Origin of the sequence: Pseudoalteromonas sp. M58, from assembly GCF_042604605.1 — a bacterium.
In the GTDB taxonomy this organism is placed as follows: domain Bacteria; phylum Pseudomonadota; class Gammaproteobacteria; order Enterobacterales; family Alteromonadaceae; genus Pseudoalteromonas; species Pseudoalteromonas tetraodonis.
In genome coordinates this window covers 2,863,007-2,888,755 of record NZ_CP152390.1, presented here as the reverse complement: position 1 = coordinate 2,888,755, position 25,749 = coordinate 2,863,007, and the positions used below count along the sequence as shown (strand labels likewise).

Sequence of the window (25,749 nt, the reverse complement as noted above, 5' to 3'; positions counted from 1 at the left end):
CAGTTATTTTAAGATTAAATACGTCTGCACCATTTTATGGGATTAACAGCACGCCCTTTGTGGCGTATTTCAAAGTATAGACCAGAATCGGCTTGTCCACCGCTTTGCCCAACTAAAGCAACGCTTTCACCCTCTCTGACCATATCACCCACATCTTTGAGTAAGGTTTGTGCATGCCCGTATAAGCTCATAAATCCTTCACCGTGGTCCACAACAATCACCCAGCCGTAACCTTTTAACCAATCTGCAAATACCACCTGACCGTTATGAATGCTATTTACTGAAGTGCCCTCTGCAGCAGAAATTAACACGCCTTTCCAGTTAATTCCGCCGTGCTTACGTTGGCCAAACTTGTGCGTTAGTTTGCCTTTACTCGGCCAGCTTAATCTTCCTTTATTTTTATTTAGGCCCAATAGCTCAATTTTTGTGGCTTTTTCTTCTTCAAGTTCTTTAATAGTTGCGATCAGCGTTTGTTCGTTCTCTTCTAAGTAACTAATTGAATTTTTTGTTTTATTTAACTGCTTTTTTAGATTTTTTAGGCTGGCTTGGCGCTCATTTTTAGCGTCAAGAAGCGCTGCTTGTCGCCTTTTTTGTTCATCAAATAAAGCAACTAACTTTTCTTTTGTTTTTTCAAGCTCAGCTTGGTTTTTCGCAATTTCTATTTGCAGCGCTTTAAGTTCATCAAGCTGCTTTATGCGGGCTTTATTTAAGTAGTTGTAATAGCTAAGCGTACGTTCAAATTTAGCGGTATCTTCTTGGTTAAGCAGCATTTTTGAATAGTCATCACTACCTGCCATATAAGCACTTTTTAACTGTGCTGCTAACACACGCTGAAATTGGGCTTGTTGTTTTTCAAGCTTTACCGCGCGTTGTTGTTGCTCTGCTTGCTGTTGTTGTGTTTTTTTAACGGATTGCTCAGCCATATTGAGTGCTTTAGCGTTTTTCGCTATAGCGAGTTCATGTGCTTTTAGCTTTTGCTGCTGTTTAGCTATTTCTTTTTGCTGTTGTTGATATTCAGCTTGGCTTTGCTCTAAAGCCACTTGAACTTGGGATAGGTCTTTTTTAGTACGATCTTCATTAGCCACGGCAACGCCAGTGACTAATGAATGCAGTACACAGATACACGCAATGACGCGGTATGCGCTTTTTTTCATAGGTTATTTCAACACCATAATTGGCGACCCTGTCATTTCTGCAGGTTGCTCTAACCCCATTAAATGCAGCATGGTTGGGGCAACATCGCTCAAGGCTTTGCCTGAATAAGCTTGTGCATCGCGACCTACATAAATAAACGGCACGGGCTCACTGGTATGTGCTGTGTGCGCTTGGCCTGTTTTAAGGTTTGCCATTTGCTCTGCATTGCCATGATCGGCGGTAATAAGTGCTTCGCCGCCATATTCTTTCAATGCATCCACTACACGGCCAATACAGTTATCTACTGCCTCACAGGCTTTAACTGCAGCCTCAAATACACCTGAGTGACCGACCATGTCGCCATTAGGGTAGTTACAAATAATGGCATCGTATTTTCCACTTTTTATTGCTTCTACTAGCTTATCGGTAAGCATTTTTGAGTTCATTTCTGGCTGCAAATCATATGTTGCAACCTGAGGTGATGGAATAAGTTCACGGGTTTCGCCGTCAAACTCATCTTCTCGTCCACCACTGAAGAAAAAGGTAACATGAGCATATTTTTCAGTTTCAGAAATACGCAGTTGAGTTTTACCTTGTTTTTCAAACCATTCGCCAAGTACGTTATTAAGCGGCGTGGGGCCAAAAGCAACAGGCGCATCTATATCGGCTGCGTATTCAGTCATCATCACAAAGCCGCTAAGCTCAGGCGATTTTTTCTTATTAAAGCCGTCAAAGTCAGACTCTACAAAGGCGCGAGTGATTTCGCGTGCGCGGTCTGCTCTAAAGTTTGCAAATATGATGGTGTCGCCATCATTTACTTTTACAGATTCGCTGCCTTTAGGAGTGATCGTGCTGGCTGCTACAAATTCGTCATTTTCATCGCGCTCATAAGCGGCATTTAGTGCACTTACGCCTTCTTCATAATCAAAATCGCCTTCACCTAAGGTGATTAAATTATAGGCTTTTTCAACACGATTCCAGCGGTTGTCTCTGTCCATGGCATAGTAACGGCCAATTAGTGAGGCTAAACGGCCACATTTAAGTTCGCTAAATAAGGCTTCAATACGCTCAATAGACGCTTTAGCACTACGCGGTGGTGTATCGCGTCCATCTAAAAAGGCATGAAAGTACACCTCTTTAGCGCCGCGTTTTGCAGCCAGTTGTATACTGGCAACAATATGATCTTCGTGGCTATGCACGCCACCTGGACTTAACAGTCCCATAATGTGTACAGCTTTGTTGGCATGAACGGCTTTATCAATGTTTTCAACAAGTGCAGGGGTTGTATCAAATTCGCCATCATCAATGGCTTTGGTGATACGGGTAAAATCTTGATACACAATACGGCCTGCGCCTAAATTAACATGGCCCACCTCAGAATTACCCATTTGGCCATCAGGAAGACCGACATCTAAACCCGATGCTGAAATTAATGTATGAGGACGTGTGGCCCAAAGCTCATCTAATACAGGGGTGTTAGCAGCTAAAATAGCATTGCTTTGCTCATCTTCTCTGTACCCCCAGCCATCTAAAATCATTAATACCAGTGGTTTTTTATGCTCTGTCATAGTCACTCCTGAAAAATTAGCGTTGCTAAAATACACGCTAACATTAATGCCAACATGCCAAGTCTTAGCATACCGCGTTTTATAGCTAGGATCAGCAATGAAAAGAAGATATTAAAAATTTTCAATTAGGATTGGCTAAATTGAAAACTTTAAAGGGCTAGATTATTTTTCAGTTAAAAAGAGCTGGGCATTGTGGCTTTCAAGCGTGCTTAAACTCGCATTTTTAGCTGATTTGGGTATACTTGCGCGGCTAATCTCTATTTTATTCAAGTATTGAATAGGGTTGTGGGGTAAGTTAAGCCTATCTTGTAGGTGAAAATTCAGAGTAGCCTAACAGCGCTCTATTGATTTGCTGATGAGTGACTGCTCATTGTGCAAGTGCAATTGGTAAGAATTTAAAATATCTAAAACATCCGTTTTAGTATGTAACTTTATAGTGGAAGTCGAATGGATCAATATATTGAATTTGTCTCAAACCATCCAATTCTAAGCCTAGCTTGGGTTGCGATTGCGTTTCTTATTATTAGTGGCGCAATAAAAAGTAAATTTTCAGCAATTCGTCAAATCAATCCTCAGCAGTTAACGTTACTTATTAACCGCGAAGACGGCCAGGTTGTTGATATGCGTGGGCAAAAAGAGTTTAAAACCGGCCATATTGCCGGTGCTGTGCACTTAAACCCAGAAAAAGCTAAAGAATCTGATTTCTCGACCCTTGAAAAGTATAAGAGCAAACCCATTATAGTGGTATGTGCTGCAGGCATGACTGCTTCAGGTGTTGCAACCGCAATGCATAAAGCAGGCTATGAACAGGTTTATGTTTTATCTGGCGGTATGGGTGCGTGGCAATCAGCAAGTCTGCCAACAACAAGCGGTCGCTAGTATCTCTTAGCTAAACCGATTAAGGATTAATTATGAGTAACGTTGTTTTATACACCAAAGGATATTGTCCTTTTTGTCATCGCGCATTAGCGCTGTTAGACAGCAAAGGTGTAAAATACACAAATATTGATATTGGCGTTCAGCCAGAGCTTCGCGATGAAATGATCGCCAAAGCCGGTGGCGCAAGCACGGTTCCACAAATTTTTATCAACGATGAACACATCGGTGGCTGTGACGACATGATGGCACTAGAAGCGCAAGGTCACCTTGATGCTAAGCTCAGTGCTTAATTTAATTAATTATAATAAATAACAGGTTAGGAATAACAATGAACGAACAAAATCAAAACGCAGCAGCAGAAGCTGATGCAGGTGCACAGTTTACTATTCAACGTATTTATACTAAAGATGTATCGTTTGAAACGCCAAATTCGCCAGCTATTTTTCAAAAAGAGTGGGCTCCAGAAGTAAAATTAGATTTAGATACGCGCTCTAACAAGCTTGATGAAGGTGTTTACGAAGTTGTGCTTGCACTAACTGTAACGGCATCTATCGGTGAAGAAACTGCGTTTTTATGTGAAATTCAACAAGCAGGTATCTTTACTATTGCTGACGTTGAAGAAATGCAATTAGCGCACATGCTAGGTGCATTTTGCCCTAACGTGTTATTCCCATATGCACGTGAAGCGGTATCTAACTTAGTAAATCGTGGTACGTTCCCACAACTTAATCTTGCGCCAGTTAACTTTGACGCATTATTTGCACAGTACATGCAGCAACGCACAGCGCAAGCTGAGCAGGCTACAGCAGACGCTTAATTTATGAATACAGCCACATCAGCTGTTACTGTTTTAGGGGCGGGGTCGTATGGCACCGCCCTTGCTATTTGTTTAGCCCGAAATGGTCACAAGGTGACTTTATGGGGACGCAATAGCCAAGACGTTGCGACGCTTGCAGCTGAGCGAAAAAATCAACGTTACTTACCTGATATTCCTTTTCCTGACACCTTAATCCTTGAAGCAGATTTACAGCGTGCAACGCAAAGTAGCGATATTGTTTTGGTTGTTGTGCCAAGCCACGCATTTGCTGACACATTAAAGCAAATCAAACCTGCTTTGCGCCCAAATGCAAAAATAGCATGGGCCACCAAAGGGCTAGAGCCAAATACTGGGCGTTTGTTACAAGAAGTGGCAGTGCAAGAGCTAGGTGAAGAGGTGCCATTAGCGGTGCTTTCAGGGCCAACCTTTGCCAAAGAAATGGCGATGGGATCACCAACTGCAATTTCGGTGTCATCAACATCATCGGCATTTGCTAAACAAATAGCCGATTTATTGCATTGCGGGCGCTCGTTTAGGGTGTATAACAATGATGATTTTATTGGTATACAGCTCGGTGGTGCGGTTAAAAACGTGATTGCCATTGGTGCGGGAATTTCTGATGGAGTGGGGTTTGGTGCAAATGCTCGTACCGCGCTTATTACTCGTGGTTTAGCAGAGTTGTCGCGTTTAGGGTGTGCACTGGGTGCAAAACCTGAAACTTTTATGGGTATGGCCGGGTTAGGTGATCTAATTCTGACCTGTACCGATAACCAATCGCGCAACCGCCGTTTTGGTTTAGCCTTAGGCAAAGGTGAGAGTGTTGATGATGCCATTGCATCAATCGGCCAAGTGGTTGAAGGCTTTAGAAATACCAAAGAAGTGTACTTACTAGCTCAACGCGCTGGTGTGGAAATGCCAATTACCGAGCAAATATACAAAGTACTCTATGAAAATAAAGACATGAAAGCAGCTGCTATGGCGTTATTAGGTCGTGAACAAAAGTCAGAATAAATGCTTCACTATTCTTTAAAAATTAAAAAACCGACATAATGTCGGTTTTTTATTATTGGTAAATAATTACTGCGCGTTTACAAAGCCAAGCTGGCGCCAAGATTCATACACAAACACAGCTACTGCATTAGACAGATTCATACTGCGACTATCGGCTTGCATAGGTATACGCACGCGTTGCTCGTTTGGCAGTGCTTGAATCATGTCATCAGGTAAGCCTCGGGTTTCTGGTCCGAATACTAAGCAATCACCCGCTTCATACTGTGCTTGGTGATGAAATTGGCTACCTTTAGTGGTGCAAGCATACACTTTTTTAGGTTGGCACTTTTCTAAGTAAGCATCAAATGAGGCATGGCGTTGTACATGGCTAAATTCGTGATAGTCAAGTCCAGCGCGTTTTACACGTTTGTCATCCCACTCAAACCCTAACGGTTCAATTAAATGCAATGAATAGCCAGTATTGGCACATAAACGAATGATATTCCCGGTGTTAGGCGGAATTTCAGGTTGGTATAAAACAATATCCAGCACAATAAGCCCTATAAAATCTTTAATTTGACTGGCTCAGTATACACGAACAATGAATAAAAAATGATATACTACAAACATTAAATACATCTTACACTTGGACAGATACGTGCATAATCGCAGTTATGAATTTTGGGTCAAAGCTTCAAGCATAGTGACCATGGTCATGGTGAGCCTAATGATTGCGACCAAAGCATGGGCTTGGCTGGCGTCGGGTTCGGCGTCGATGCTTGGCTCACTCACTGATTCATTAATGGATATTACCGCGACGCTAATGAGCTTTTTAGTTTTATCGTATGCACTGCGTCCTGCGGATGATGACCACCGGTTTGGTCACGGTAAAGCGGAGGCGCTTGCAGGGTTAGGCCAAGCTGCATTTATTGCGGGCTCGGGCTGTTTATTAATGTTTCACGGTATCGAGCGATTAATAAACCCAGTAGAGCTTTCGCACTCATTATTAGGTGTATGGGTGAGTATTTTTGCCATTGCTTGTACCTTGGTAATTGTATTTGTGCAAAATAAAGTCGTGAAGCACACTGAATCAATCGCCATCAAAGCCGACTCCGTTCACTACAAGGGCGATTTAATTTTAAATGCGGCGGTATTGCTTGCTATTTTACTCGCCTACTATGGCGTACTGTATGCCGACCCATTGTTTGCTATCGGTGTGGCAGGTTATTTATTGTATAACAGTTGGGATATAGCAACCGAAAGTGCCTCGCATTTAATGGACAAAGAGCTACCCGATGAAGAAAAGCAAAGTATTTTTGAAATAGCGCGTAACCATAATGATGTTTATGGGGTGCACGGTATTCGCACTCGACAGGGCGGTAAAGTTAAGTTTATTCAACTACATTTAGAGCTTGATGACAATTTACCGCTTATTCGTGCCCATAAAGTGGCAGATGAAGTGGAGCTGATGATCACTCAGCAATTTGAATCTGAAGTTGATATTTTGATTCACCTAGATCCGCTGTCGCTTAGTAGTTAACCTATTGAATCACAAAATTTATAAAGGCTTGTTAGCAATGGTTGGCGAATTTCGTCCCGTTCAAAAAACAGCTCGTGCTTAGCCCCTTTAAACTGCTTTATTAGGGTGTTTTTATGTCGGCTTGCAAGCTTATGCTGGGCTTGGTTATCAACCACTTCGTCATTTTCTGCGCTGGCTATAAATAACGGGGTTGTTATGGATAGTTTATCGAGCGCTTTAATAAATGAAAAAACAGTATGCAGCCAGCCATAGGTAACACCGCCTAATTGTAATAGTGGCGTTTGCTGATAAGTTGCCCTAAATTGATCATAGCGTATTTGGCTACTGGTTAAAGTGTTAAGCGCAAACTCTTCAGGTGTATAATCGCTTTGTCCTAACGCATAACACCCTGAGAACCCTAATAATGACGCACTGGCGGCGATAAACTGTGCTACGGGTTTTGGTATTCCTTTAGTATGAATATCAAACATGGGCGCAGATAAAAACGCCCCACTAAAGTCATGTGAGTAACGTGCTAAGTAATCAAACGCAATAGCGCCGCCCATTGAATGGCTAAGCAGTAGTTTTTTACCTTGCCAATGCTGCTTTACCACCTCAAGATTGAATTGATTGAGATCGTGACTGTAATCTTCAAATTGTTTGACATAGCCTTTATGGGGGTTTTTTAATAACCGATAAGAGCGCCCTTGGCCTTGGTGATCAACAATAAAAACAGCAAAATTATTACAATAAAGCTCCCAAAGCAGCTCTTTGTATTTATCGAGTCCTTCAATGCGCCCAGAACTAATAACAATGGCAGTGTGAGCCTGTTTAGGCTTAGCGTAAGCATAAAATAATTTACCGGCAGCCGTGCTTAAATAGGCTTTTTTGAGTGTATTAGTATAAAACTCATTAATGGCAGGTAGGTTATTTTCAAGCTCGCTTTCATTGCTATAAAACATGGTCTCTCTTTTGTATTGGTAAGCTTATCTCAACGCATAACCCGCCAGCGTCCTTATTTGATAAAGCTAAATTTCCGCCGTGGGCAATCACCGCATTTTTTGCAATGGCTAAACCCAGCCCAGTGCCGCCGCTGACTCGGTCGCGGGCGTCTGATTGCCTAAAAAATGGCTCACATAGTTTATCAAGTTGCGCTGCGGGAACGCCAGGGCCGTCATCACATATTTGTATAGTAATGATATCACTGTGTTTTAAGGTGATGCTAATAGTATGTTGTGCGTATTTAATTGCATTACGTAAAATATTTTCTAGAGCACTGGCAATCAGCATTTCGTCGCACTCTATATTTACCTCAGCATCACCTTGAATATGCAGCGTTTTATTGTACTGTTTTGCTTCAAACTGAGCATCGTTAATCACATGGTCAACAATAACTTGTAACGACTGCGCTTGCAGTGATAAAGGTTGGCTATTGGCTTCTAAGCGCGATACCTGCAATACATCGGCTATCATTTTATCAAGTTGATTTGCTTCTTTTTCAATACGCAATAAATACGATTGGCTGGCCTCACTCGCTTGCATTTGCGCCAACCCTGTGGCCATTTTTAAGCGTGTTAGTGGGGAGCGCAATTCATGGGATATATCGGCAAGTAAACGCTTTTGAGCGCTAAGTAGTTGCTCTAATTGATCAGCCATACGGTTAAAATCGCGTCCTAAAACTCCAAGCTCATCTTTTCGTTGACTATTTATTGCCGCGCGCGCACTTAAATCGCCATTTGAGAGCCTAATTGCAGCTTGTTTTAAGCTATTTATAGGGGCAATTAAGTTACGACTAAATAAAAAGCTTAATGTAAGTGAGGCGATAATGGCGATAGAAATTTTTAACCAAACCGGCAACAATCTTAAGCGAATAAAGAGCGGTCGCTGTTGATTTATATCGATTTCATATAACTCAAATTCGCCTTCAGGTACTCGAATGCGCACAGGGCCAAAAGCTTGATAGTATTCAGTAAAAATAACTTGTGGAGGCATCCCCTTGCTAAAGTTAAGTAAGCTTAAATCAATATTGTTCTCAACATCTTTACTGATCAAAACCTCATCGCTGTTTTGTGAATTTAAATAAAGCAATTTACGTTTAGTTAAACGCGGATGAGTAATAATGTCATTAATAGATCGCTTGTGTTTATGTGCGCTGCGCTCGATAGCTCGTGCTAGGTATTCTAGGTTTTTCTGCATTGGTCCTTGCAGTGGGTCATGGCTAATAGCATTGATCAGCGAAATATTACTTAAGAAAAATAGCGCAGTAAAAGTGCCAATGATCGTTAGCCAAAACCAAGCAAAGACTTTAAAAAACAAATAATGTCGAGGGTGTCTTAACCAGCTAAAACGCGTTAATTTACTCTCCTTGGATAAAGACATAACCCGTCCCTCGAATAGTTTTAATTTTTTCACCCGCGATATGCTCGGCTATTTTTTTTCGAATATTACTCACATGCATATCAATAGAGCGATCAAATGACGCTAAACGCCGTCCTAGTACCTCTTCGCTTATTTGCTCTTTGCTTATAACATCAGGAGCGTGTTTTACTAATAAAGCCAATATTTCGTATTCGGTACCCGTAAGCGTGAGTGTGGTGTTATTTACACTGGCTTCACGCGTGGCAAAGTTAATAGTAATACCGTTTAAAGAGAGCTTTTTATTATTGTTATTGCTTACACTATTAATGTGTTCAATACGGCGAGTAATGGCTTTAACGCGGGCAAGGAGTTCGCGGTGGTTAAACGGTTTTGGAATATAGTCATCAGCGCCGAGCTCTAAACCAAAAATACGGTCAAAGTCTTCACCTTTAGCGGTCAACATAATCACCGGCGTTAATTTACTTTGTCTGAGTTGTTTGAGTACTTCAAAGCCATCTATAGAGGGCAACATAACATCAAGTAATATAAGCGCGTAATCGTTTTGTAAAGCAAGCTCTAAGCCTTGTTGGCCATCATGTGCGGTTTGTATGCTAAAGCCTTGTGCGCTCAGATACTCGCTTAATAGCTCACATAAACCGGTGTCATCATCAATCATTAATAGTTTCATACATTAAGCCTTACGCGCTGTTTTATGGTTTTATTTTACGCGTTTAATGTACTAAAAGTTAGTCTTTACATAACCTTTACACTGCTTTGCGTTACTTTGCATTGAGCCGGTTATAGTGAACACACTGGCTAGCAGCCAACAACCAACTCAATATTAAGGTGATGATTATGACTAAGATAAACACGCTATCAAAATTAGTACTTATATGTGGCTTAACAGCAGCAACGCTCAGTGCGGGCAGTGCACTTGCAAAAGGTGATGGGCATAAACAGGGCCACTCTCAAGCACGCTTTTTACTCTCTGAGCGAGCAGCAGATAAACTGGCGCTTACTGAAGATCAACAAACACAACTAAAAGCGATTTTTGAAACACAAAAAAAACAGCTCCAAGCACTAAGAGGGGCTAATAAAGAAGCCCGTAAAGCAATACGTGAAGCGTATAAAGAAAAAAAAGAGGTGTTATTATCAGCATCAACATTTGATGAAAACGCAGCCAAAGAGCTACTTGGCGAGCGCCAAGTAAAAGCTGAGCAAATGGGATTAATTAAACTTAAAACGCAACATCAAATTTGGCAGGTCTTAAATGCTGAGCAACGTGAACAGCTTGAAAAAATGCAACAACGTAAAGACAAAAAGCATCGCAAACAAAGAGCATAACGCTTTCAAGTAAAGCAAAAAGCCAGCTTTTAGCTGGCTTTTGTTTTTAAGTCGTTTTATTACTTAAAAAAGTCATCTTCGTTTTTTGCCATCATTGCTTCAATATCTTCAATCATGTCTTGGCTGAACTCATCTGCAGATGTAATCGGCGCTGAAATTTTATTATTTTCAAACGACCATTCACCTAAATCAATAAGTTGGCAACGTTTTGAACAAAAAGGGCGATTCGGACTTTGTTCTGACCATTCTACTTTTGCTTTACAGGTTGGGCAGTTAACCACTGTTGGCATAATTTACTCTCACATTAATATAGGCTTTGCGACTCAATTTATAATAAACGGCTAAGCTTTCTATTTAAAAACTAGTGACACGATTAATCTCAGCAAGTGAGGTCACACCCTCTGCGGCTTTACGAATACCCGATAAACGCAAATTGTTATATCCTGCTTTAAGTGATACCTCAGCAATTTCTAATGAGTTACCGCCGCGCATTATAATTTGGGCAATTTCAGGCGTAATTTTCATTACTTCGTAAATACCAACACGGCCTTTGTAGCCATCGGTACAGTTTTCACAGCCTTTAGGTGCGTATAAAACCATGTCTTGAATTTGTTGTTCACTAAAGCCTTGGCGTATAAGCTCTTCGCGAGGTAACTGCTCTGGTGTTTTACATTTAGAGCATAATCTTCGGGCTAAACGCTGAGCTATAATTAAACTAATAGAACTGGCCACATTATACGCGGGTACACCCATATTTAACAAACGAGTAATCGTTTCTGGCGCTGAGTTGGTATGCAGTGTTGACAGCACCAAGTGACCTGTTTGCGCCGCTTTAATTGATATTTCTGCAGTTTCTAAATCACGTATTTCACCCACCATCACTACATCGGGATCTTGACGTAAAAACGCCCGCAGTGCATTAGCAAAAGTCATATCTGCTTTAGTATTTATTTGTACTTGGTTAACCCCTTCGAGGTTAATTTCTACCGGATCTTCGGCGGTACTAATATTCCGCTCCGGCTGATTGAGTATATTTAAGCCCGTATACAAAGAAACCGTTTTACCTGAACCGGTTGGGCCGGTAACCAAAATCATCCCTTGCGGTTGCTCAAGTGCATCGAGGTATAGTTTTTTCTGCTCGGGTTCATAGCCTAATACATCAATACCTAGCATGGCACTGGATGAATCAAGAATACGCATTACAATTTTTTCGCCCCACAAAGTTGGCATGGTACTAACACGAAAATCAATACTTTTACGTTCAGTGATTTTAAGCTTAATACGGCCATCTTGTGGTTTACGCTTTTCTGCAATATCCAGTCGCGACATTACTTTTATTCGCGCTGATAATTTACTGGCTAAAGTATTTGGCGGGCTGGCTACTTCGTGCAAAATACCATCAATGCGAAAGCGAATACGGTATTTGTGTTCATAAGGTTCAAAGTGTAAATCTGAGGCGCCTTTTTTTATTGCATCCATTAAAATTTTATTAATGTAGACAATTATTGGGGCGTCGTCTTTGTCATCGTCTTTGGGAGTGTGTTCTTTGTGCTGCTCAGAATCGAGTTCAGCGAACTCTTTAAATTCATCTTCACTTAAATTTAAACTGCCAGTAGCATCGAGTAATTGCTCAATTTTATTATCGAGCTGGACGTAGTCAACCACAACCACTTCGCACGATAAACCCGTGCTAAACTCAAAGTTTTCGAAGGCGCCATAATCGGTAGGATCTGAGGCGGCAATATACACTTTTCTGCCTTTTTGTACCAAAGGCAAAATGTGGTGTTTGCGGATCAGTTTTTCTTTAACCAGCTCAGCAGATATTTGTGCGACATTAAAATCTTTTAAATCAAAAAAAGGCACTCTAAATAAATCAATGCATTGCTCAGCTAAATCTTTACTGTCTATTTTTCCACATTTAGAGATAAGCTCTGCAGTTGACGCAAAATCTTGCTGCCGTGTTTTTACGGTATCAGTATCAACCCGGCCGAGGGTAATAAATTTTCTTAATAACGGTGAGTTAATATTCATTGCGCACCTGATTTAATCCTTCTTTAGTCAGCAATTTATCAGAAAAAAGAAAGGAATACATTAATCGTACCAACGCAGCAGACAATTTACTGATAAAAATATCAGTTTATGGCGCTGCGATTGGGTTAATTTATTTATATTGTAGACTTAGCTTGCTGTAAATAATAATTATGCAGTTTAAGTAAGTCTTGTTTTACATCGCTTAGGTCGCGGTTATTATTTAAAATATCATCCGCTTTTTGTTGTTTATGCTCTCGAGACATTTGTGCGTCAATAATTTGCTCTGCTTGTTCAATGCTTATATTGTCGCGCTGTGTAGTACGTGCAATTTGCACCTCTTTGGGAACATCTATTAGCAAAGTACGATGACAGTAGCCATCAAGCCCATTTTCAAATAATAGTGGGGCAACTAACACCACGTAGTCGCTTTGCGCGTTTTTTAAATCAATAATAAGCTGAGTGCGTATTAATGGGTGCAGCAGAGCATTGAGCCATGTTTTTTGCTCAGGGTTACTAAAAATCCGCGCTCGTAGTTCGCCACGGTTTAATGCGTCATGTTCATCGAGTATATCATTGCCAAAATGCGCAATAATCGCTTTTAGGCCATCAGTGCCGGGTTCAACCACTTGGCGAGCCACTATATCTGCATCCACAATAGTAATACCTAGTTCTGCCAACATATCGCTAACTGCGGTTTTACCACAGCCAATCCCGCCGGTTAGTCCCAATACCCAGTTATTTATATGGTGTTGTGTATTGCTCATAGTTAGTAGCCAATAAAATTAAAATAGCTGTTTTGCAGTTGCGTTCCCCATAGCATAGTGATCCAGCCGGCTATTGCTAAGTAAGGGCCAAAAGGAATGGGCGTTGCTTTGTCTTTACCTTGAATGCTCAGTAGAGCAATGCCAATTACAGCGCCAACTACGCTTGAGAGTAAAATAATGGTCAATAACGATTGCCAACCTAGCAATGCGCCAAACACCGCCAGTAATTTAAAGTCGCCATAGCCCATGCCTTCTTTGCCGGTTATTAATTTAAACAACCAAAACACACTCCATAAGCTTAAATAGCCACATGCTGCGCCAATAATGGCATCGCTAGGGGCAATGGTATAACCCATAACTGAGGCGATTAACGCTAACCATAAAAGTGGCAAAGTAAGCTGGTCCGGCAGTAGCATGTGATCAATATCAATAAAAGTCAGTGCTACCAACGCCCAAGTAACTACAATGTACAATAAAGCCTGCTCTGTTGCGCCAAAGGTGTAGGCAACCACTAAACTTAAAATAGCGGTAATGGCCTCAACGAGAGGGTAACGTACTGATATTGGGTTGTTACAGGTTGCGCATTTACCTTTTAATAATAACCAGCTAATTATAGGGATATTTTGCCACGGTTTAATGGCCGCTTTGCACTTAGGACAACATGAGTTGGGTTTAACTAAGTTAAACGTGTCAGTCGTTTGTGCGTTGGTTTGTTTCGCTTTAGCGTTGGTTAGTTCATCGGCTAATAATAAGCGGCATTCAGTTTGCCATTCTTTTTGCATCATTAGCGGCAAGCGATAAATCACCACATTTAAAAAGCTACCAATACATAAACTCACCAGTCCAATAGTGGTTAAGTAAAACCATAAATGGTTTTGCATCGTGGCGGTGATATCAATAAAAAGACTTTGCATTTATTTTACCTAAAACTAAATTCTGTGTTGATAATACAGTGGTTTTATATAAGTGCAAAGTTAGGTTCAAGGTTCAAGGTTCAAGCAACGGGCTACGAGTTGCGGGGAACCACCGCGTTTTAATTGTTCTGTAGGCGGGGCTTTATACCGCGCACTTTAGTTGCGGGCAACGGGCTTCGGGTAACGGGCCTAGAAACTCGAAGCTCGAAGCTAAATAACTGAACCTAGTTGGAATATAGGTAAGTACATGGCGACAATTAAGCCACCGACTAATATACCGAGTACCGCCATTATTAACGGCTCAAGTAAGCTCGATAGGCCATCTACCGCGTCATCTACTTCTTGCTCGTAGATAGTTGCTACTTTTGCGAGCATGCCATCAAGCGATCCTGACTCTTCACCAATGGCAACCATTTGAATTACCATATCAGGGAATATTTTTGAATTACGCATCGCCCAGTTCATTTGATTACCTGAACTCACCTCGGCTTTTATTTCTAAAATAGCATAACGGTAAACCGCATTACCTGAGGCACCTGCTGCAGAATCCAAAGCATCCACCAATGGTACACCGGCAGCAAAGGTGGTCGATAAAGTACGCGCATAGCGCGCGACCGCTGCTTTATTGAGTATCATGCCAATAACTGGGAGTTTAAGTATGGCGCGGTCAGTGGCATCACGCAGTTTTAAACTTCTTAAATGTGCTTCTTTAAATAGATAACCAAATGCCACAACGCCAATTAGGGCTATCCACCAGTTGGCTTGCATAAATTCAGAAATGGCGATGACGAATAAGGTAAAAGCGGGCAGTTCGGCACCAAAGCCAGCAAAAATATCTTGAAATTGCGGTACTACAAATATCAGTAATATAGAGGTAACAATGAATGCGACAACTAAAACTGCCGCTGGATAAAACATGGCTTTTTTAATTTTTGATTTCAGCGCTTCTGATTTTTCTTTATAAAGGGCGACGCGGTCAAATATTTTATCCAAAGAGCCTGACTGCTCACCTGAGGCCACTAAATCGCAATATAAATCATCAAAATAACGAGGGTGCTTTCTGAGTGCCATTGATAATGGTTGCCCCGCTTTAACCTCATCACCAATGGTTTCCATGAGTTTACTCACACTTTTATTGGTAGAACCTGAGCCTATCATCTCAATCGATTGTATCAGTGGTACACCCGCCATCAGCATGGTAGCGATTTGTCGTGTGACGAGTGCAATATCTTTTGGGGTGATTTTTTGCACACTTTGCAAACCAAATAACGGCTTGGCTTTGCGTTTTACTTTTGAGGGGGTAATACCTTGCTTTCGTAATTGGGCTTTTACTAAAGCGATACTTGAGCCAGTGAGTTCTCCTTCGAGTTTTTTGCCACGAGCGCTTACTCCTGTCCACTGGAATACGTCTATATTTTTATCATTGCCCTTGTTTGCCATTTATAAAACTCTATTTGTAGGAGTTAAAAGGTAGCAAAAGCTACCTTAGTTTTGTTTTACATGTTTAGCTAGAGGTACAAGAGCTAGGTAACCAACTTGTTTTAGCTGTGCCTGTTGCAGCACCTGTACAAACCCACTCGCTAAGGTTAAAACCAGCTGTGAAATTAGCCGCCGTAGCTGCTGCTGCACCGTTTTGAGGAGTTAAAGTTATTGTTAAACCAGCAAGATCGCTCTGACCTGTAGCCAAAATAACACCAGCATCGCTTACTGCAACTGTAGTAACGTATTTAGTAGATCTAAAGTCTGCGTCGCAATCGTCTGGGTCTTGACCTACTTGTGCTTTTTCGCTCACACATGTTTTTGCACCACTAGCAGCAAGCATAAGCTCAGCAGCTTTGGCGCGAGCTGTGTAATCCTGATAAGCAGGCAGTGCTACTGCTGCTAAAATACCGATGATTGCTACTACAATCATTAATTCAATTAGGGTGAAACCCTTTTGGTTTTGTTGTGTCATTGTTTGCATGTTTCCTCTCCTAAAGGATAATGTTGTGGTAAGCCAAACGGGTATAAGTTTTTTAAATTTAACTTATGTTGTTCACTTAACCTGTTACTACAAAAATAAAATCATTTTGCCAAATTTAGTGCTGTGTTTTAGCGGTAAAAATTTTTCCGCGAAGACACGCACTTTATGGCGGTTATTCGTTAATTTGTCCCTTACTTGAGCATAAACTTATCTATTAAAAGTTAGTTATAACCCGCGTAAGTTACAAGCTAATTGTAAAATAAACCCTATCGCTTATTTTTACACTGTCCCTTATAAATGCTTTTCCACTCTTTTTAACTAATTAAATATTTAAAACTAGTCAATATGAATGAGTCTAACACTGTTTATTGCGCTTTTGTATGTAAAAACTTTATAAAAAACGCATTAATTTAATAACTTGTTACAAATAGTCCTTTTGGATTATTTAATGCCCTTTTTTAAAAGCTGTCAATCAATTAGCGCAAGAATATATAAATAAATTTTACATTATTTACTCAAATCGCATCGATAAATCGATTGATTGTAAATTTTTTGTAAGTGCACCGCTTGAGATAAAGTCTACGCCTGCTTGCGAGTAGGCTTTTAGTGTTTCTAGAGTCATATTGCCCGACACTTCAAGTTTAGCGCGCTTATTTGTAATGCTAACTGCTTGGCGTATTTGCTCAGGATTAAAATTATCTAACATAATAATGTCGGCGCCTGCGTTAATGGCTAGCTCTAGCTCATCAAACGATTCAACTTCAACCTCTATAGGTTTATCGGCATGATTTAGCTTAGCTTGAGTAACCGCGTTATTAATTCCTCCACAGGCTGCTATGTGGTTTTCTTTAATTAAAAACGCATCAAACAAACCAATTCGGTGGTTTGCACCGCCGCCACATTTAACTGCATACTTTTGCAGCGCTCTAAGCCCTGGAATGGTTTTACGGGTATCGAGTAGTTGCGTGCTAGTGCCACTTAACTCTTTTACATAGTGCGCTGTAGTTGTGGCCGTACCAGAAAGCGTTTGTACAAAGTTAAGTGCGGTGCGCTCGGCTGTTAAAATAGCGCGAGCAGAACCTGATGCGGTAAATAAAGTGCTATTGGCACTGACAAAGTCGCCGTCGTTCACGCATATATTTACAACCACGCTTGGATCGACTTGCTTGAACACTTCAATGATTAGGTCTTTGCCACAAAAGATGCAGTCTTCACGGGTGATCACTTTCGCATGGGCTTGCTCTGCTTGAGGAATAAGCTGTGCGGTAATATCGCCTTGTTCGGCGCTTTGATAATTTAGATCTTCATTAAGTGCTAAGGTAACAAGTTGACTAATTAGGGTATGCGAAATAGACATGAAAAAGCTCATAATAGATAATAAATTAACTAAATTTTACTCTGTTTAATTACTAAATAGAAGCTGCTAACAACTAAACTAATCAGCCAGCGCTTAATTTACACGTTGATCATATTTTATCGTTTAGTATTACGCTATCTTTATAGGGTTAAATCTATTAGCATCTTGATATACATCAATTTTGGTTAGTTATGAAAATAGATTCTTTAGGCGTTATAAATAATATTAGCCAGCGGGCGTGTAGCCACTTTGACGAGCGACCTGCTCAGTGCGATATTTCGCTGTTGGTTATTCATAATATTTCATTGCCCGCAGGGCAGTTTAACACTCCGTATGTTGATGATTTATTTATGGGGTGTATTGATTGTAATGCACATTCTAGCTTTAGTGACCTAGAGGGGCTTAAGGTGTCAGCGCATTGTTTTATTAAGCGCTGCGGCGAAGTTATACAGTATGTGCCTTTTGAAAAACGTGCATGGCATGCGGGGCGCTCCTGCTTTGCTGGGCAACAAAATTGTAATGATTTTAGTATAGGTATAGAGCTTGAAGGCACAGATACAATTAACTATACCGATGCGCAATATCAAAGTTTAGCTGCATTGGCGCAGGCTATTATGCAGCGCTATCCAAAAATAACAGCCAGTAATATAGTTGGGCATTGCGATATAGCCCCTGGGCGAAAAACCGACCCTGGAGCGAGTTTTAACTGGCGTAAGTTTTTTAACCTAATTAAATAACTAGGGTCTGTTGACCTTTCAAGGTTAAATTTGCAGCAGTCTGTTTGGTATTTAGGCAAGGCAGCGCCTATGTGGTGTGGTTATTCCCCATAAATAGGCGATAACGTAGCATCAATGCCAAACAGGCGCTGCCCTTCGGGTTCTGCCTAGGGACGATTTACTCTTTGTTGCTCGGTTTTGACTTAGCCCACTAGGTTACAAACTTCGCGCCGCGATTAAATCGCCCCTAGTTTGAACAAATTATAATCCGCAAAGGTCAACAGACCCTAAATTAAGCGAGTAACAACATGATTTTGGTTTCAATAATAATTGCACTGATACTTGAGCGTTTAGGTGCTCGCTCTGCGCATTGGCAAATGAGTTATTACGCTAATGGCTACTTAACTCGCTCTGTTAATTTATTGACCAATAAAGGTTTATTTGGCACAGCTACAGGGTTTTTAATTTGGCTATTACTGCCTGTGATTGCTGTTGGGTGTGTGTATTTTTTATCTGACTTTGCACTTTGGCAGCTTGTTTTTAATGTGGCGGTGTTACTCGTTTGTTTTGGTTGTGCTAAGCAACGCGCTTTATATAAATCGTATTTAAATGCACTGACCCGAGGGGATCAAACCGCTGCGTCTTTGTATGCTTTGCAATTAGGGCAAAAACGCACCCAAGAGCAACAAGGCGGCGAAACCTTAGGGCAAACGCTGGCTTGGGTTAACTTTCGATTTTATTGTGCGGTTATATTTTGGTTTGTGGTATTGGGCGTTGCTGGTGCTGTTTTTTATGCATTAGTACGTACCTTTGCCGACTTAGTGAGTGATAACCGTGATGAAGTCATTGCTAAGCATTTTAAACTCCTCCATCGTTTACTATTTTGGCTTGATTGGCTCCCTGCGCGTATTACCAGTTTTGGCTATTTAGTGATTGGTAACTTTAATAAAGGGACTAGCTGTTGGTTACATTACGTGTTTGACTTTTCAAGTCCTAATCGCAAGGTGGTTACTTATACTGCATTGGCCGCCGAGCAAGTTGAAGAGCGCTATTATGGTTGCACCTTTGAAGCCACCTGTATGATCAAACTAGTTAAGCGAAATGTACTTTTCTACTTAGTATTGATTGCTTTAATGACTTTATTTGGTGGTTTAAGTTAAAAAGCAGGGATTAGGTTCTAGGCACTAGGGTTTACTTTTGCTTCTCATTTACTCTCATTGTCTTCTCTTTGTGTAATAGTTTTTAAGTAATTTATTTACCACAGAGAATTTAGAGTACACCGAGTAAGTGACAATGAATGGTTTTTCCCTCTGTGGAACGCGAAGCGTCTCTGTGCCCTCTGTGGTTAAAAAATAAATATATTTGGTGCCTAGAGTTTTAGGTTCTAGGCAGAGATTAAGCTAAGCATAGTGTTGGGTTAATCGTAGGCGGGGCTTTATGCCGCGCACTTTACTTTTTTGTGACGGGCTTCGAGTTGCGGGCTTAAAACCTTTAACCTTTAACCTAAACATGCGCGAGGTAAACTCCCGCCTACAATGTAAAAACATGTTTGCAAATTACTCTACATTTTATCCTATTGCGAACCCCGAATCCGAAAACCCAAATTAGCTGGTCTGACCATTTGTTTTTCATCATATTAACCTTTCTTTATCCTCTGCATTCTGTGTATTATTTGAACTTTGTTTAAATTACGTTACGCTGGCCTTAGGGCTTTAAAACTGCTGTAAATTGACAGTAATTACGGTTTTTGATAACGTATGGCAAAATTTGGTATGACCAATTTACCTTTTGGTCAGGTCATTCAGTTAAAAGCCTTATTTAATGGGCTGCTAGCACTTATACAACGCGGACGTTGATTGATGTCTTTAAAAATTAAAGCGGCAAAATTATCTGATGTTATTTTACAACAACTCGAGAACATGATTCTTGAGGGGTCGTTAGCACCAGGAGAAAAGTTACCACCGGAGCGTGAACTCGCCAAGCAATTTGAAGTGTCGCGTCCGTCGTTGCGTGAAGCCATTCAAAAGCTTGAGGCAAAAGGGCTCGTAACTCGTCGTCAAGGTGGTGGAACGTATGTAAAAAATCAATTGGAGGAGGGGCTGACTGATCCGTTGTTTGATTTGATCAGTAAACACCCCGAATCGCAATTTGATTTATTAGAATTTCGTCATGCGCTAGAGGGAATTGCGGCTTATTACGCAGCACTTCGCGGAACAAGTAACGATTTTGCAAAAGTAAAACAGAGCTTTGAGCAGATTGCATTAGCTAAAGATGAATTAAAGCAAAAAGCCAAAGCGATTAATGACTTTCATTTTTGCATTGCTGAGGCGTCTCATAACGTAGTGTTACTGCATTTAGTAAGAGGGATGCAAAGCTTACTTGAGCAGAATGTTTTACAAAATTTAACGGTGTTACTTAAAAAGTCAGATATAAGCAGCCAATTAGCCGAGCATAGACGCTTATTAATGGATGCAGTGATTGACGGTAATCCTGAACAAGCTCGCTTAGCGAGTAATGCGCATTTAGCCTATATTGAAGAAGCATTGCTTGAAGCGGGTAAAGAGCACTCGCGAATTGAACGTAGTTTGAGACGCACCAAACAAAATTAAGCAAGTACATTCACTGTTAACTTGAGTTAACAGTGAAGTATTCAATACATAAAATTAGTATTTTAAACATAAGGAAACCTCCATATGTCTGAAGTCAATAAAATTGACGTAGACGCGCTAGAAACACAAGAGTGGTTACAAGCTCTTGAATCAGTTGTGCGCGAAGAAGGTGTTGAACGAGCTCAGTTTTTACTTGAGCAAGTGTTAGAGCAAGCCCGCTTAGACGGTGTTGATATGCCAACTGGCATTAACACAAACTACGTTAATACGATCCCGGTTGATCAAGAACCTGCCTACCCTGGTGATGTAAATCTTGAGCGCCGTATTCGTTCAATTATTCGTTGGAACGCGATTATGATTGTATTGCGTGCATCGAAAAAAGATCTCGACTTAGGCGGCCATATGGCGTCTTACCAATCGTCTGCTGCATTTTATGAAGTATGTTTTAACCATTTCTTTAAAGCGCCAAATGATGTTGATGGTGGTGATTTAGTTTATTACCAAGGTCATATTTCTCCGGGTATTTATGCGCGTGCATTTGTTGAAGGGCGTTTAAGTGCCGAACAGCTTGATAATTTCCGTCAGGAAGTAGATGGTAAAGGCTTACCTTCTTACCCTCACCCTAAATTAATGCCAGAGTTTTGGCAGTTCCCAACGGTATCTATGGGCTTAGGTCCAATTTCTTCAATTTACCAAGCACGTTTCTTAAAATACTTAGATGGCCGTGGCTTAAAAGACACTAAAAACCAACGTGTATACGCGTTTTTAGGTGACGGTGAAATGGATGAGCCAGAATCACGTGGTGCTATCTCTTTCGCTGCACGTGAAAAGCTGGACAACTTATGTTACTTAGTTAACTGTAACCTACAGCGCCTAGACGGCCCAGTAATGGGTAACGGTAAAATCATTCAAGAGCTAGAAGGGCTATTTAAAGGCGCTGGCTGGAATGTTATTAAACTTGTTTGGGGCAGCGGTTGGGATATTCTCCTTGCTAAAGACACCACAGGTAAATTACTGCAACTAATGAACGAAACTGTTGATGGCGATTACCAAACATATAAAGCAAAAGATGGTGCGTACGTACGTGAGCATTTCTTTGGTCGTTACCCTGAAACTGCAGCATTAGTTGCTGATATGACCGATGACGAAATTTTTGCGCTTAAGCGTGGTGGTCACGAATCTTCAAAACTTTATGCCGCATTTAAAAAGGCAGAAGAGACGAAAGGTCGTCCAACAGTGATCCTAGCTAAAACTGTAAAAGGTTACGGCATGGGTGAAGCAGCTGAAGGTAAAAACATTGCGCATCAAGTTAAGAAAATGGATATGTCGCATGTGGCTCACTTACGCTCACGTTTAGGCTTAGATGATTTAGTATCGGAAGAGCAATTAAAAGAGCTACCTTACTTAGAGCTTGAAAAAGATTCACCTGAGTACAAGTATCTACATGCTCGTCGTGATGCATTACAAGGTTACACACCAACACGTATTGCTAAGTTCTCTGAAAAGTTACAGTTGCCAGAAGTTGACGCATTCAAGCCATTACTTGAAGAACAAAAGCGTGATATTTCTACCACTATGGGCTTTGTACGTGCTCTTAATATTTTATTAAAAGATAAAGGCATTGGTAAAAACATTGTGCCTATTATTGCCGATGAAGCACGTACCTTTGGTATGGAAGGTTTATTCCGTCAAATCGGTATTTACAACCCACATGGCCAAAATTACACCCCCCAAGACCGTGATATTGTTTCTTACTACAAAGAAGCAACCTCAGGTCAAGTACTACAAGAAGGGATTAACGAGCTAGGTGCAATGTCGTCATGGGTTGCTGCTGCAACATCTTACAGCACCAACGACTTACCGATGATCCCATTCTACATTTACTACTCTATGTTTGGTTTCCAACGTGTTGGTGACATGGCGTGGATGGCAGGAGATCAACAAGCACGTGGTTTCTTATTAGGTGCTACGGCGGGTCGTACAACGCTAAATGGCGAAGGCTTACAGCACGAAGATGGCCACAGCCACATTCTTGCAAACACGGTACCTAACTGTATTTCTTACGATCCTACTTATGCATTTGAAGTAGCGGTTATTGTGCAAGACGGTATTCGTCGTATGTACGGTGAAGATCAAGAAAACATTTACTACTACCTAACGTTAATGAACGAAAACTACCATCAGCCAGCAATGCCAGAAGGCGCTGAAGAAGGTATTCGTAAAGGTATTTACAAGCTTGAAAGCTACGAAGGCAAAAAAGCCAACGTACAGCTATTAAGCTCAGGTACTATCATGACTGAAGTGCGTAAAGCGGCGGCAATTTTAAGCGAAGACTATGGTATTGCATCTGATGTTTACTCTGTAACTTCATTTAATGAACTTACCCGTGATGGACAAGATGTTGAGCGTTTCAACATGCTTAATCCAGAAAGCGAGCAAAAAACAGCTTACATTACAAGCGTATTAAACGATTCAGTCACTGTTGCTGCAACGGATTACATGAAAAACTACGCAGAGCAAGCACGTTCATTTATCCCAAGCAGTAACTACAAAGTATTGGGTACAGATGGTTACGGTCGTTCAGACAGCCGTGAAAACCTACGTCGTCACTTTGAAGTTAACGCAAGCTACGTGGTAGTTGCGACATTATCTGAACTTGCTAAACGTGGTGAAGTTGAAAAGTCAGTGGTTGTTGAAGCAATTAAAAAGTTCAACATCGACACGAACAAACTAAATCCACTGTACGCATAAGAGGTTTGCAATGAGTATTGAAATTAAAGTACCTGATATCGGTGGCGATGAAGTAGAAGTAACCGAAATACTAGTGAGCGTTGGCGATAAAGTTGAAGTTGACCAATCACTATTAAGTGTTGAAGGCGATAAAGCTGCGATGGAAGTACCTGCTGAACAAGCGGGTACGGTAAAAGAAATTAAAGTAAATGTGGGCGATACAGTAACCACAGGCAGTTTAGTGTTCATCTTTGAAGGTGAAGCGCAAAACCCTGCTGCTGACTCTAAAGCAGCTGAAAAAACCGAAGAGGCAGCACCTGCTGCATCATCGGCTTCGTCAACCAAAGAAGTGACTGTGCCAGATATTGGCGATGATGAAGTTGAAGTGACTGAAGTGATGGTTGCGGTTGGCGATAGCGTAGAAGAAGAGCAATCTATCTTAAACGTTGAAGGCGATAAAGCCGCCATGGAAGTACCTGCACCCTTTGCTGGCACCGTAAAAGAAATTAAAGTAAATACTGGTGACAAAGTGAAAACGGGCTCATTAGTGTTTGTTTTTGAAGTCGCTGGTGGTGATAACAACACTGCAGCTGCAAGTGATTCAAAAACCCAAGAGAAGCCTGCTGAAAAAGCTGCTTCATCGAAAGCGTCAGAATCAAGCACAAAAGAAGTTAGCGTACCGGATATTGGTGATGACGAAGTTGAAGTAACAGAAGTCATGGTTGCGGTTGGCGATAGCGTAGAAGAAGAGCAATCTATCTTAAACGTTGAGGGCGACAAAGCTGCTATGGAAGTACCGGCGCCGTTTGCTGGTACTGTAAAAGAAATTAAAGTGGCAACAGGCGATAAAGTTAAAACGGGTTCCCTGATTTTTGTATTTGAAGTGGCGGGTAGTGCACCAAGTGACGCGCCTGCAAAACAAGACGAGCCAAAGGCTGAATCTAAGCCAGCGGCTCAAGCAGAGTCAAAACCAACTGCTGCGCCTGAAAAAGCAAGTGCCGAAAGCTTTGAAAACAACAGCGCTTATGCTCATGCATCGCCAGTTGTTCGTCGTTTAGCACGTGAGTTTGGTATTAACCTTGCGAACGTAAAAGGCACAGGTCGTAAAAACCGTGTTGTTAAAGAAGACGTGCAAAACTATGTTAAGCAACTGGTTAAGCAAGTTGAATCCGGTCAAGTACCTGCAGCTAAAGGCAATGCCGGTGGCGGTGAGCTTGGATTAATTCCGTGGCCAAAAGTTGATTTTGCTAAGTTTGGTGAAATTGAAGAGAAAAAACTCTCTCGTATTCAAAAGCTATCAGGTAAAAACTTACACCGTAACTGGGTGCAAATCCCACATGTTACCCAGTTTGATGAAGCGGATATCACGAGCCTTGAGCAGTTCCGTAAAGAGCAAAACGCGCTTAACGAGAAGAAAAAGCTAGGTGTTAAAATTACGCCACTCGTGTTTGTAATGAAAGCAGCGGCTAAAGCATTAGCTGAGTTCCCAACATTTAACTCGTCGTTATCTGAAGATGGTGAAAGCTTAATCCTTAAAAAGTACATCAATATTGGTGTAGCGGTTGATACGCCTAATGGCTTGGTTGTGCCAGTATTTAAAGATGTTGATAAAAAAGGCATTATTGAACTCTCTCGTGAACTAATGGAAGTATCTGTTAAAGCACGTGATGGCAAGTTAAGTTCATCAGATATGCAAGGTGGTTGTTTTACTATTTCAAGCCTAGGTGGTATTGGTGGTACGGCATTTACGCCGATTGTGAATGCACCTGAGGTGGCAATTTTAGGTGTGTCTAAATCTGAAATGAAGCCTAAGTGGAATGGTAAAGAGTTTGAGCCTAAGCTAATGGTTCCACTTTCAATGTCTTACGACCATAGAGTGATTGACGGTGCGCTTGCTGCACGCTTTACTGTTACTCTTGCAAGTTACATGAGTGATATACGCCAGTTAGTGATGTGATCACTACAGAGTGAGTAAAATCAAATCCCAGCCAGTTGTTTTTAGCTGGGATTTTTATCATTTGCAATGATACAATATTTGCACAAATGCCCTTTTCTG

At 41.2% G+C, this 25,749-nt stretch carries 24 protein-coding genes; 11 read left to right on the top strand and 13 right to left on the bottom strand.

The window, feature by feature from the left end; translation table 11 throughout:
* Positions 1-14: 14 nt before the first annotated feature.
* Both AAGD16_RS13300 and gpmM read right to left on the bottom strand, forming a co-directional pair.
* Complete coding sequence (locus AAGD16_RS13300; RefSeq protein WP_377112329.1) at positions 15-1,154, bottom strand: murein hydrolase activator EnvC family protein; 1,140 nt, start codon at positions 1,152-1,154, stop codon at positions 15-17.
* A gap of 3 nt (positions 1,155-1,157) precedes the next feature.
* On the bottom strand, positions 1,158-2,702 hold the full coding sequence (gene gpmM / locus AAGD16_RS13295) for a 2,3-bisphosphoglycerate-independent phosphoglycerate mutase (protein WP_377112326.1): 1,545 nt from the start codon (positions 2,700-2,702) through the stop codon (positions 1,158-1,160).
* 447 nt (positions 2,703-3,149) lie between these two features.
* On the opposite strand from gpmM, the gene AAGD16_RS13290 reads away from it, so the two are divergent.
* The 4 genes from AAGD16_RS13290 to gpsA are packed head-to-tail and all read left to right on the top strand — an operon-like array spanning position 3,150 to position 5,409.
* A complete protein-coding gene (locus tag AAGD16_RS13290; protein WP_013465947.1) occupies positions 3,150-3,581 on the top strand; it encodes a rhodanese-like domain-containing protein in 432 nt (143 codons plus the stop codon).
* 32 nt (positions 3,582-3,613) lie between these two features.
* Positions 3,614-3,871: a glutaredoxin 3 gene (grxC, locus tag AAGD16_RS13285; RefSeq protein WP_016899746.1), complete on the top strand. Its 258-nt coding sequence runs from the start codon at positions 3,614-3,616 to the stop codon at positions 3,869-3,871.
* Positions 3,872-3,909: 38 nt separating this feature from the next.
* Positions 3,910-4,398: a protein-export chaperone SecB gene (gene secB / locus AAGD16_RS13280; RefSeq protein WP_013465945.1), complete on the top strand. Its 489-nt coding sequence runs from the start codon at positions 3,910-3,912 to the stop codon at positions 4,396-4,398.
* Between the two features lie 3 nt (positions 4,399-4,401).
* A complete protein-coding gene (gene gpsA, locus AAGD16_RS13275) occupies positions 4,402-5,409 on the top strand; it encodes an NAD(P)H-dependent glycerol-3-phosphate dehydrogenase (protein ID WP_013465944.1) in 1,008 nt (335 codons plus the stop codon).
* A gap of 66 nt (positions 5,410-5,475) precedes the next feature.
* Here gpsA and trmL read toward each other — a convergent pair whose 3' ends face one another.
* Positions 5,476-5,940, bottom strand: coding sequence for a tRNA (uridine(34)/cytosine(34)/5-carboxymethylaminomethyluridine(34)-2'-O)-methyltransferase TrmL (gene trmL / locus AAGD16_RS13270; protein WP_013465943.1), 465 nt, complete (start codon positions 5,938-5,940; stop codon positions 5,476-5,478).
* A 175-nt stretch (positions 5,941-6,115) separates the two neighbouring features.
* Between trmL and AAGD16_RS13265 the strand changes: the two genes are divergently transcribed.
* Positions 6,116-6,928 (top strand): cation diffusion facilitator family transporter, encoded by an 813-nt coding sequence (locus AAGD16_RS13265; protein ID WP_013465942.1) that lies wholly within the window; start codon positions 6,116-6,118, stop codon positions 6,926-6,928.
* On the opposite strand, the gene AAGD16_RS13260 is transcribed toward AAGD16_RS13265, so the two are convergent.
* From AAGD16_RS13260 to AAGD16_RS13250, 3 genes are read right to left on the bottom strand one after another with little or no spacing between them, the layout of a single operon-like run.
* The gene (locus AAGD16_RS13260) at positions 6,925-7,869 is read right to left on the bottom strand and encodes an alpha/beta fold hydrolase (protein WP_008114910.1); all 945 of its coding nucleotides are present in this window, start codon (positions 7,867-7,869) and stop codon (positions 6,925-6,927) included. The two genes, AAGD16_RS13265 and AAGD16_RS13260, sit on opposite strands and share 4 nt — an antisense overlap.
* Positions 7,859-9,286, bottom strand: coding sequence for an ATP-binding protein (locus AAGD16_RS13255; RefSeq protein ID WP_377112319.1), 1,428 nt, complete (start codon positions 9,284-9,286; stop codon positions 7,859-7,861). Before AAGD16_RS13255 ends, AAGD16_RS13260 begins: the two co-directional genes overlap by 11 nt.
* Positions 9,264-9,953, bottom strand: coding sequence for a response regulator transcription factor (locus AAGD16_RS13250; protein WP_016899750.1), 690 nt, complete (start codon positions 9,951-9,953; stop codon positions 9,264-9,266). Before AAGD16_RS13250 ends, AAGD16_RS13255 begins: the two co-directional genes overlap by 23 nt.
* A 167-nt stretch (positions 9,954-10,120) precedes the next feature.
* On the opposite strand from AAGD16_RS13250, the gene AAGD16_RS13245 reads away from it, so the two are divergent.
* Positions 10,121-10,609 (top strand): Spy/CpxP family protein refolding chaperone, encoded by a 489-nt coding sequence (locus AAGD16_RS13245; protein WP_377112315.1) that lies wholly within the window; start codon positions 10,121-10,123, stop codon positions 10,607-10,609.
* 59 nt (positions 10,610-10,668) lie between these two features.
* On the opposite strand, the gene yacG is transcribed toward AAGD16_RS13245, so the two are convergent.
* From yacG to nadC, 7 genes are all read right to left on the bottom strand, one after another.
* Entirely contained in the window at positions 10,669-10,899 is a 231-nt protein-coding gene (gene yacG, locus AAGD16_RS13240; protein WP_008114915.1) for a DNA gyrase inhibitor YacG, read from the bottom strand.
* Positions 10,900-10,963: 64 nt separating this feature from the next.
* On the bottom strand, positions 10,964-12,640 hold the full coding sequence (gene pilB, locus AAGD16_RS13235; RefSeq protein WP_024601729.1) for a type IV-A pilus assembly ATPase PilB: 1,677 nt from the start codon (positions 12,638-12,640) through the stop codon (positions 10,964-10,966).
* A gap of 134 nt (positions 12,641-12,774) precedes the next feature.
* Positions 12,775-13,404 (bottom strand): dephospho-CoA kinase, encoded by a 630-nt coding sequence (gene coaE, locus AAGD16_RS13230; protein ID WP_377112311.1) that lies wholly within the window; start codon positions 13,402-13,404, stop codon positions 12,775-12,777.
* Positions 13,405-13,406: 2 nt separating this feature from the next.
* Positions 13,407-14,318 (bottom strand): prepilin peptidase, encoded by a 912-nt coding sequence (locus AAGD16_RS13225; protein ID WP_377112308.1) that lies wholly within the window; start codon positions 14,316-14,318, stop codon positions 13,407-13,409.
* 210 nt (positions 14,319-14,528) lie between these two features.
* Entirely contained in the window at positions 14,529-15,758 is a 1,230-nt protein-coding gene (locus AAGD16_RS13220) for a type II secretion system F family protein (protein ID WP_377112305.1), read from the bottom strand.
* Positions 15,759-15,822: 64 nt separating this feature from the next.
* Positions 15,823-16,281, bottom strand: a complete 459-nt coding sequence (locus AAGD16_RS13215; protein ID WP_377112302.1) for a prepilin-type N-terminal cleavage/methylation domain-containing protein — start codon at positions 16,279-16,281, stop codon at positions 15,823-15,825.
* 511 nt (positions 16,282-16,792) lie between these two features.
* Positions 16,793-17,638, bottom strand: coding sequence for a carboxylating nicotinate-nucleotide diphosphorylase (nadC, locus tag AAGD16_RS13210; protein ID WP_377112299.1), 846 nt, complete (start codon positions 17,636-17,638; stop codon positions 16,793-16,795).
* A gap of 191 nt (positions 17,639-17,829) precedes the next feature.
* On the opposite strand from nadC, the gene ampD reads away from it, so the two are divergent.
* The 5 genes from ampD to aceF all read left to right on the top strand — a co-directional run bounded on the left by ampD (position 17,830) and on the right by aceF (position 25,650).
* Positions 17,830-18,375, top strand: a complete 546-nt coding sequence (gene ampD / locus AAGD16_RS13205) for a 1,6-anhydro-N-acetylmuramyl-L-alanine amidase AmpD (RefSeq protein ID WP_377112296.1) — start codon at positions 17,830-17,832, stop codon at positions 18,373-18,375.
* Positions 18,376-18,662: 287 nt separating this feature from the next.
* Positions 18,663-19,514, top strand: a complete 852-nt coding sequence (ampE, locus tag AAGD16_RS13200) for a beta-lactamase regulator AmpE (RefSeq protein ID WP_013465931.1) — start codon at positions 18,663-18,665, stop codon at positions 19,512-19,514.
* A gap of 699 nt (positions 19,515-20,213) precedes the next feature.
* On the top strand, positions 20,214-20,963 hold the full coding sequence (pdhR, locus tag AAGD16_RS13195) for a pyruvate dehydrogenase complex transcriptional repressor PdhR (protein ID WP_138608204.1): 750 nt from the start codon (positions 20,214-20,216) through the stop codon (positions 20,961-20,963).
* Positions 20,964-21,047: 84 nt separating this feature from the next.
* Positions 21,048-23,714, top strand: a complete 2,667-nt coding sequence (gene aceE, locus AAGD16_RS13190) for a pyruvate dehydrogenase (acetyl-transferring), homodimeric type (protein WP_013465930.1) — start codon at positions 21,048-21,050, stop codon at positions 23,712-23,714.
* Between the two features lie 10 nt (positions 23,715-23,724).
* On the top strand, positions 23,725-25,650 hold the full coding sequence (aceF, locus tag AAGD16_RS13185) for a pyruvate dehydrogenase complex dihydrolipoyllysine-residue acetyltransferase (protein WP_377112291.1): 1,926 nt from the start codon (positions 23,725-23,727) through the stop codon (positions 25,648-25,650).
* The last annotated feature ends 99 nt before the right edge of the window (positions 25,651-25,749 follow it).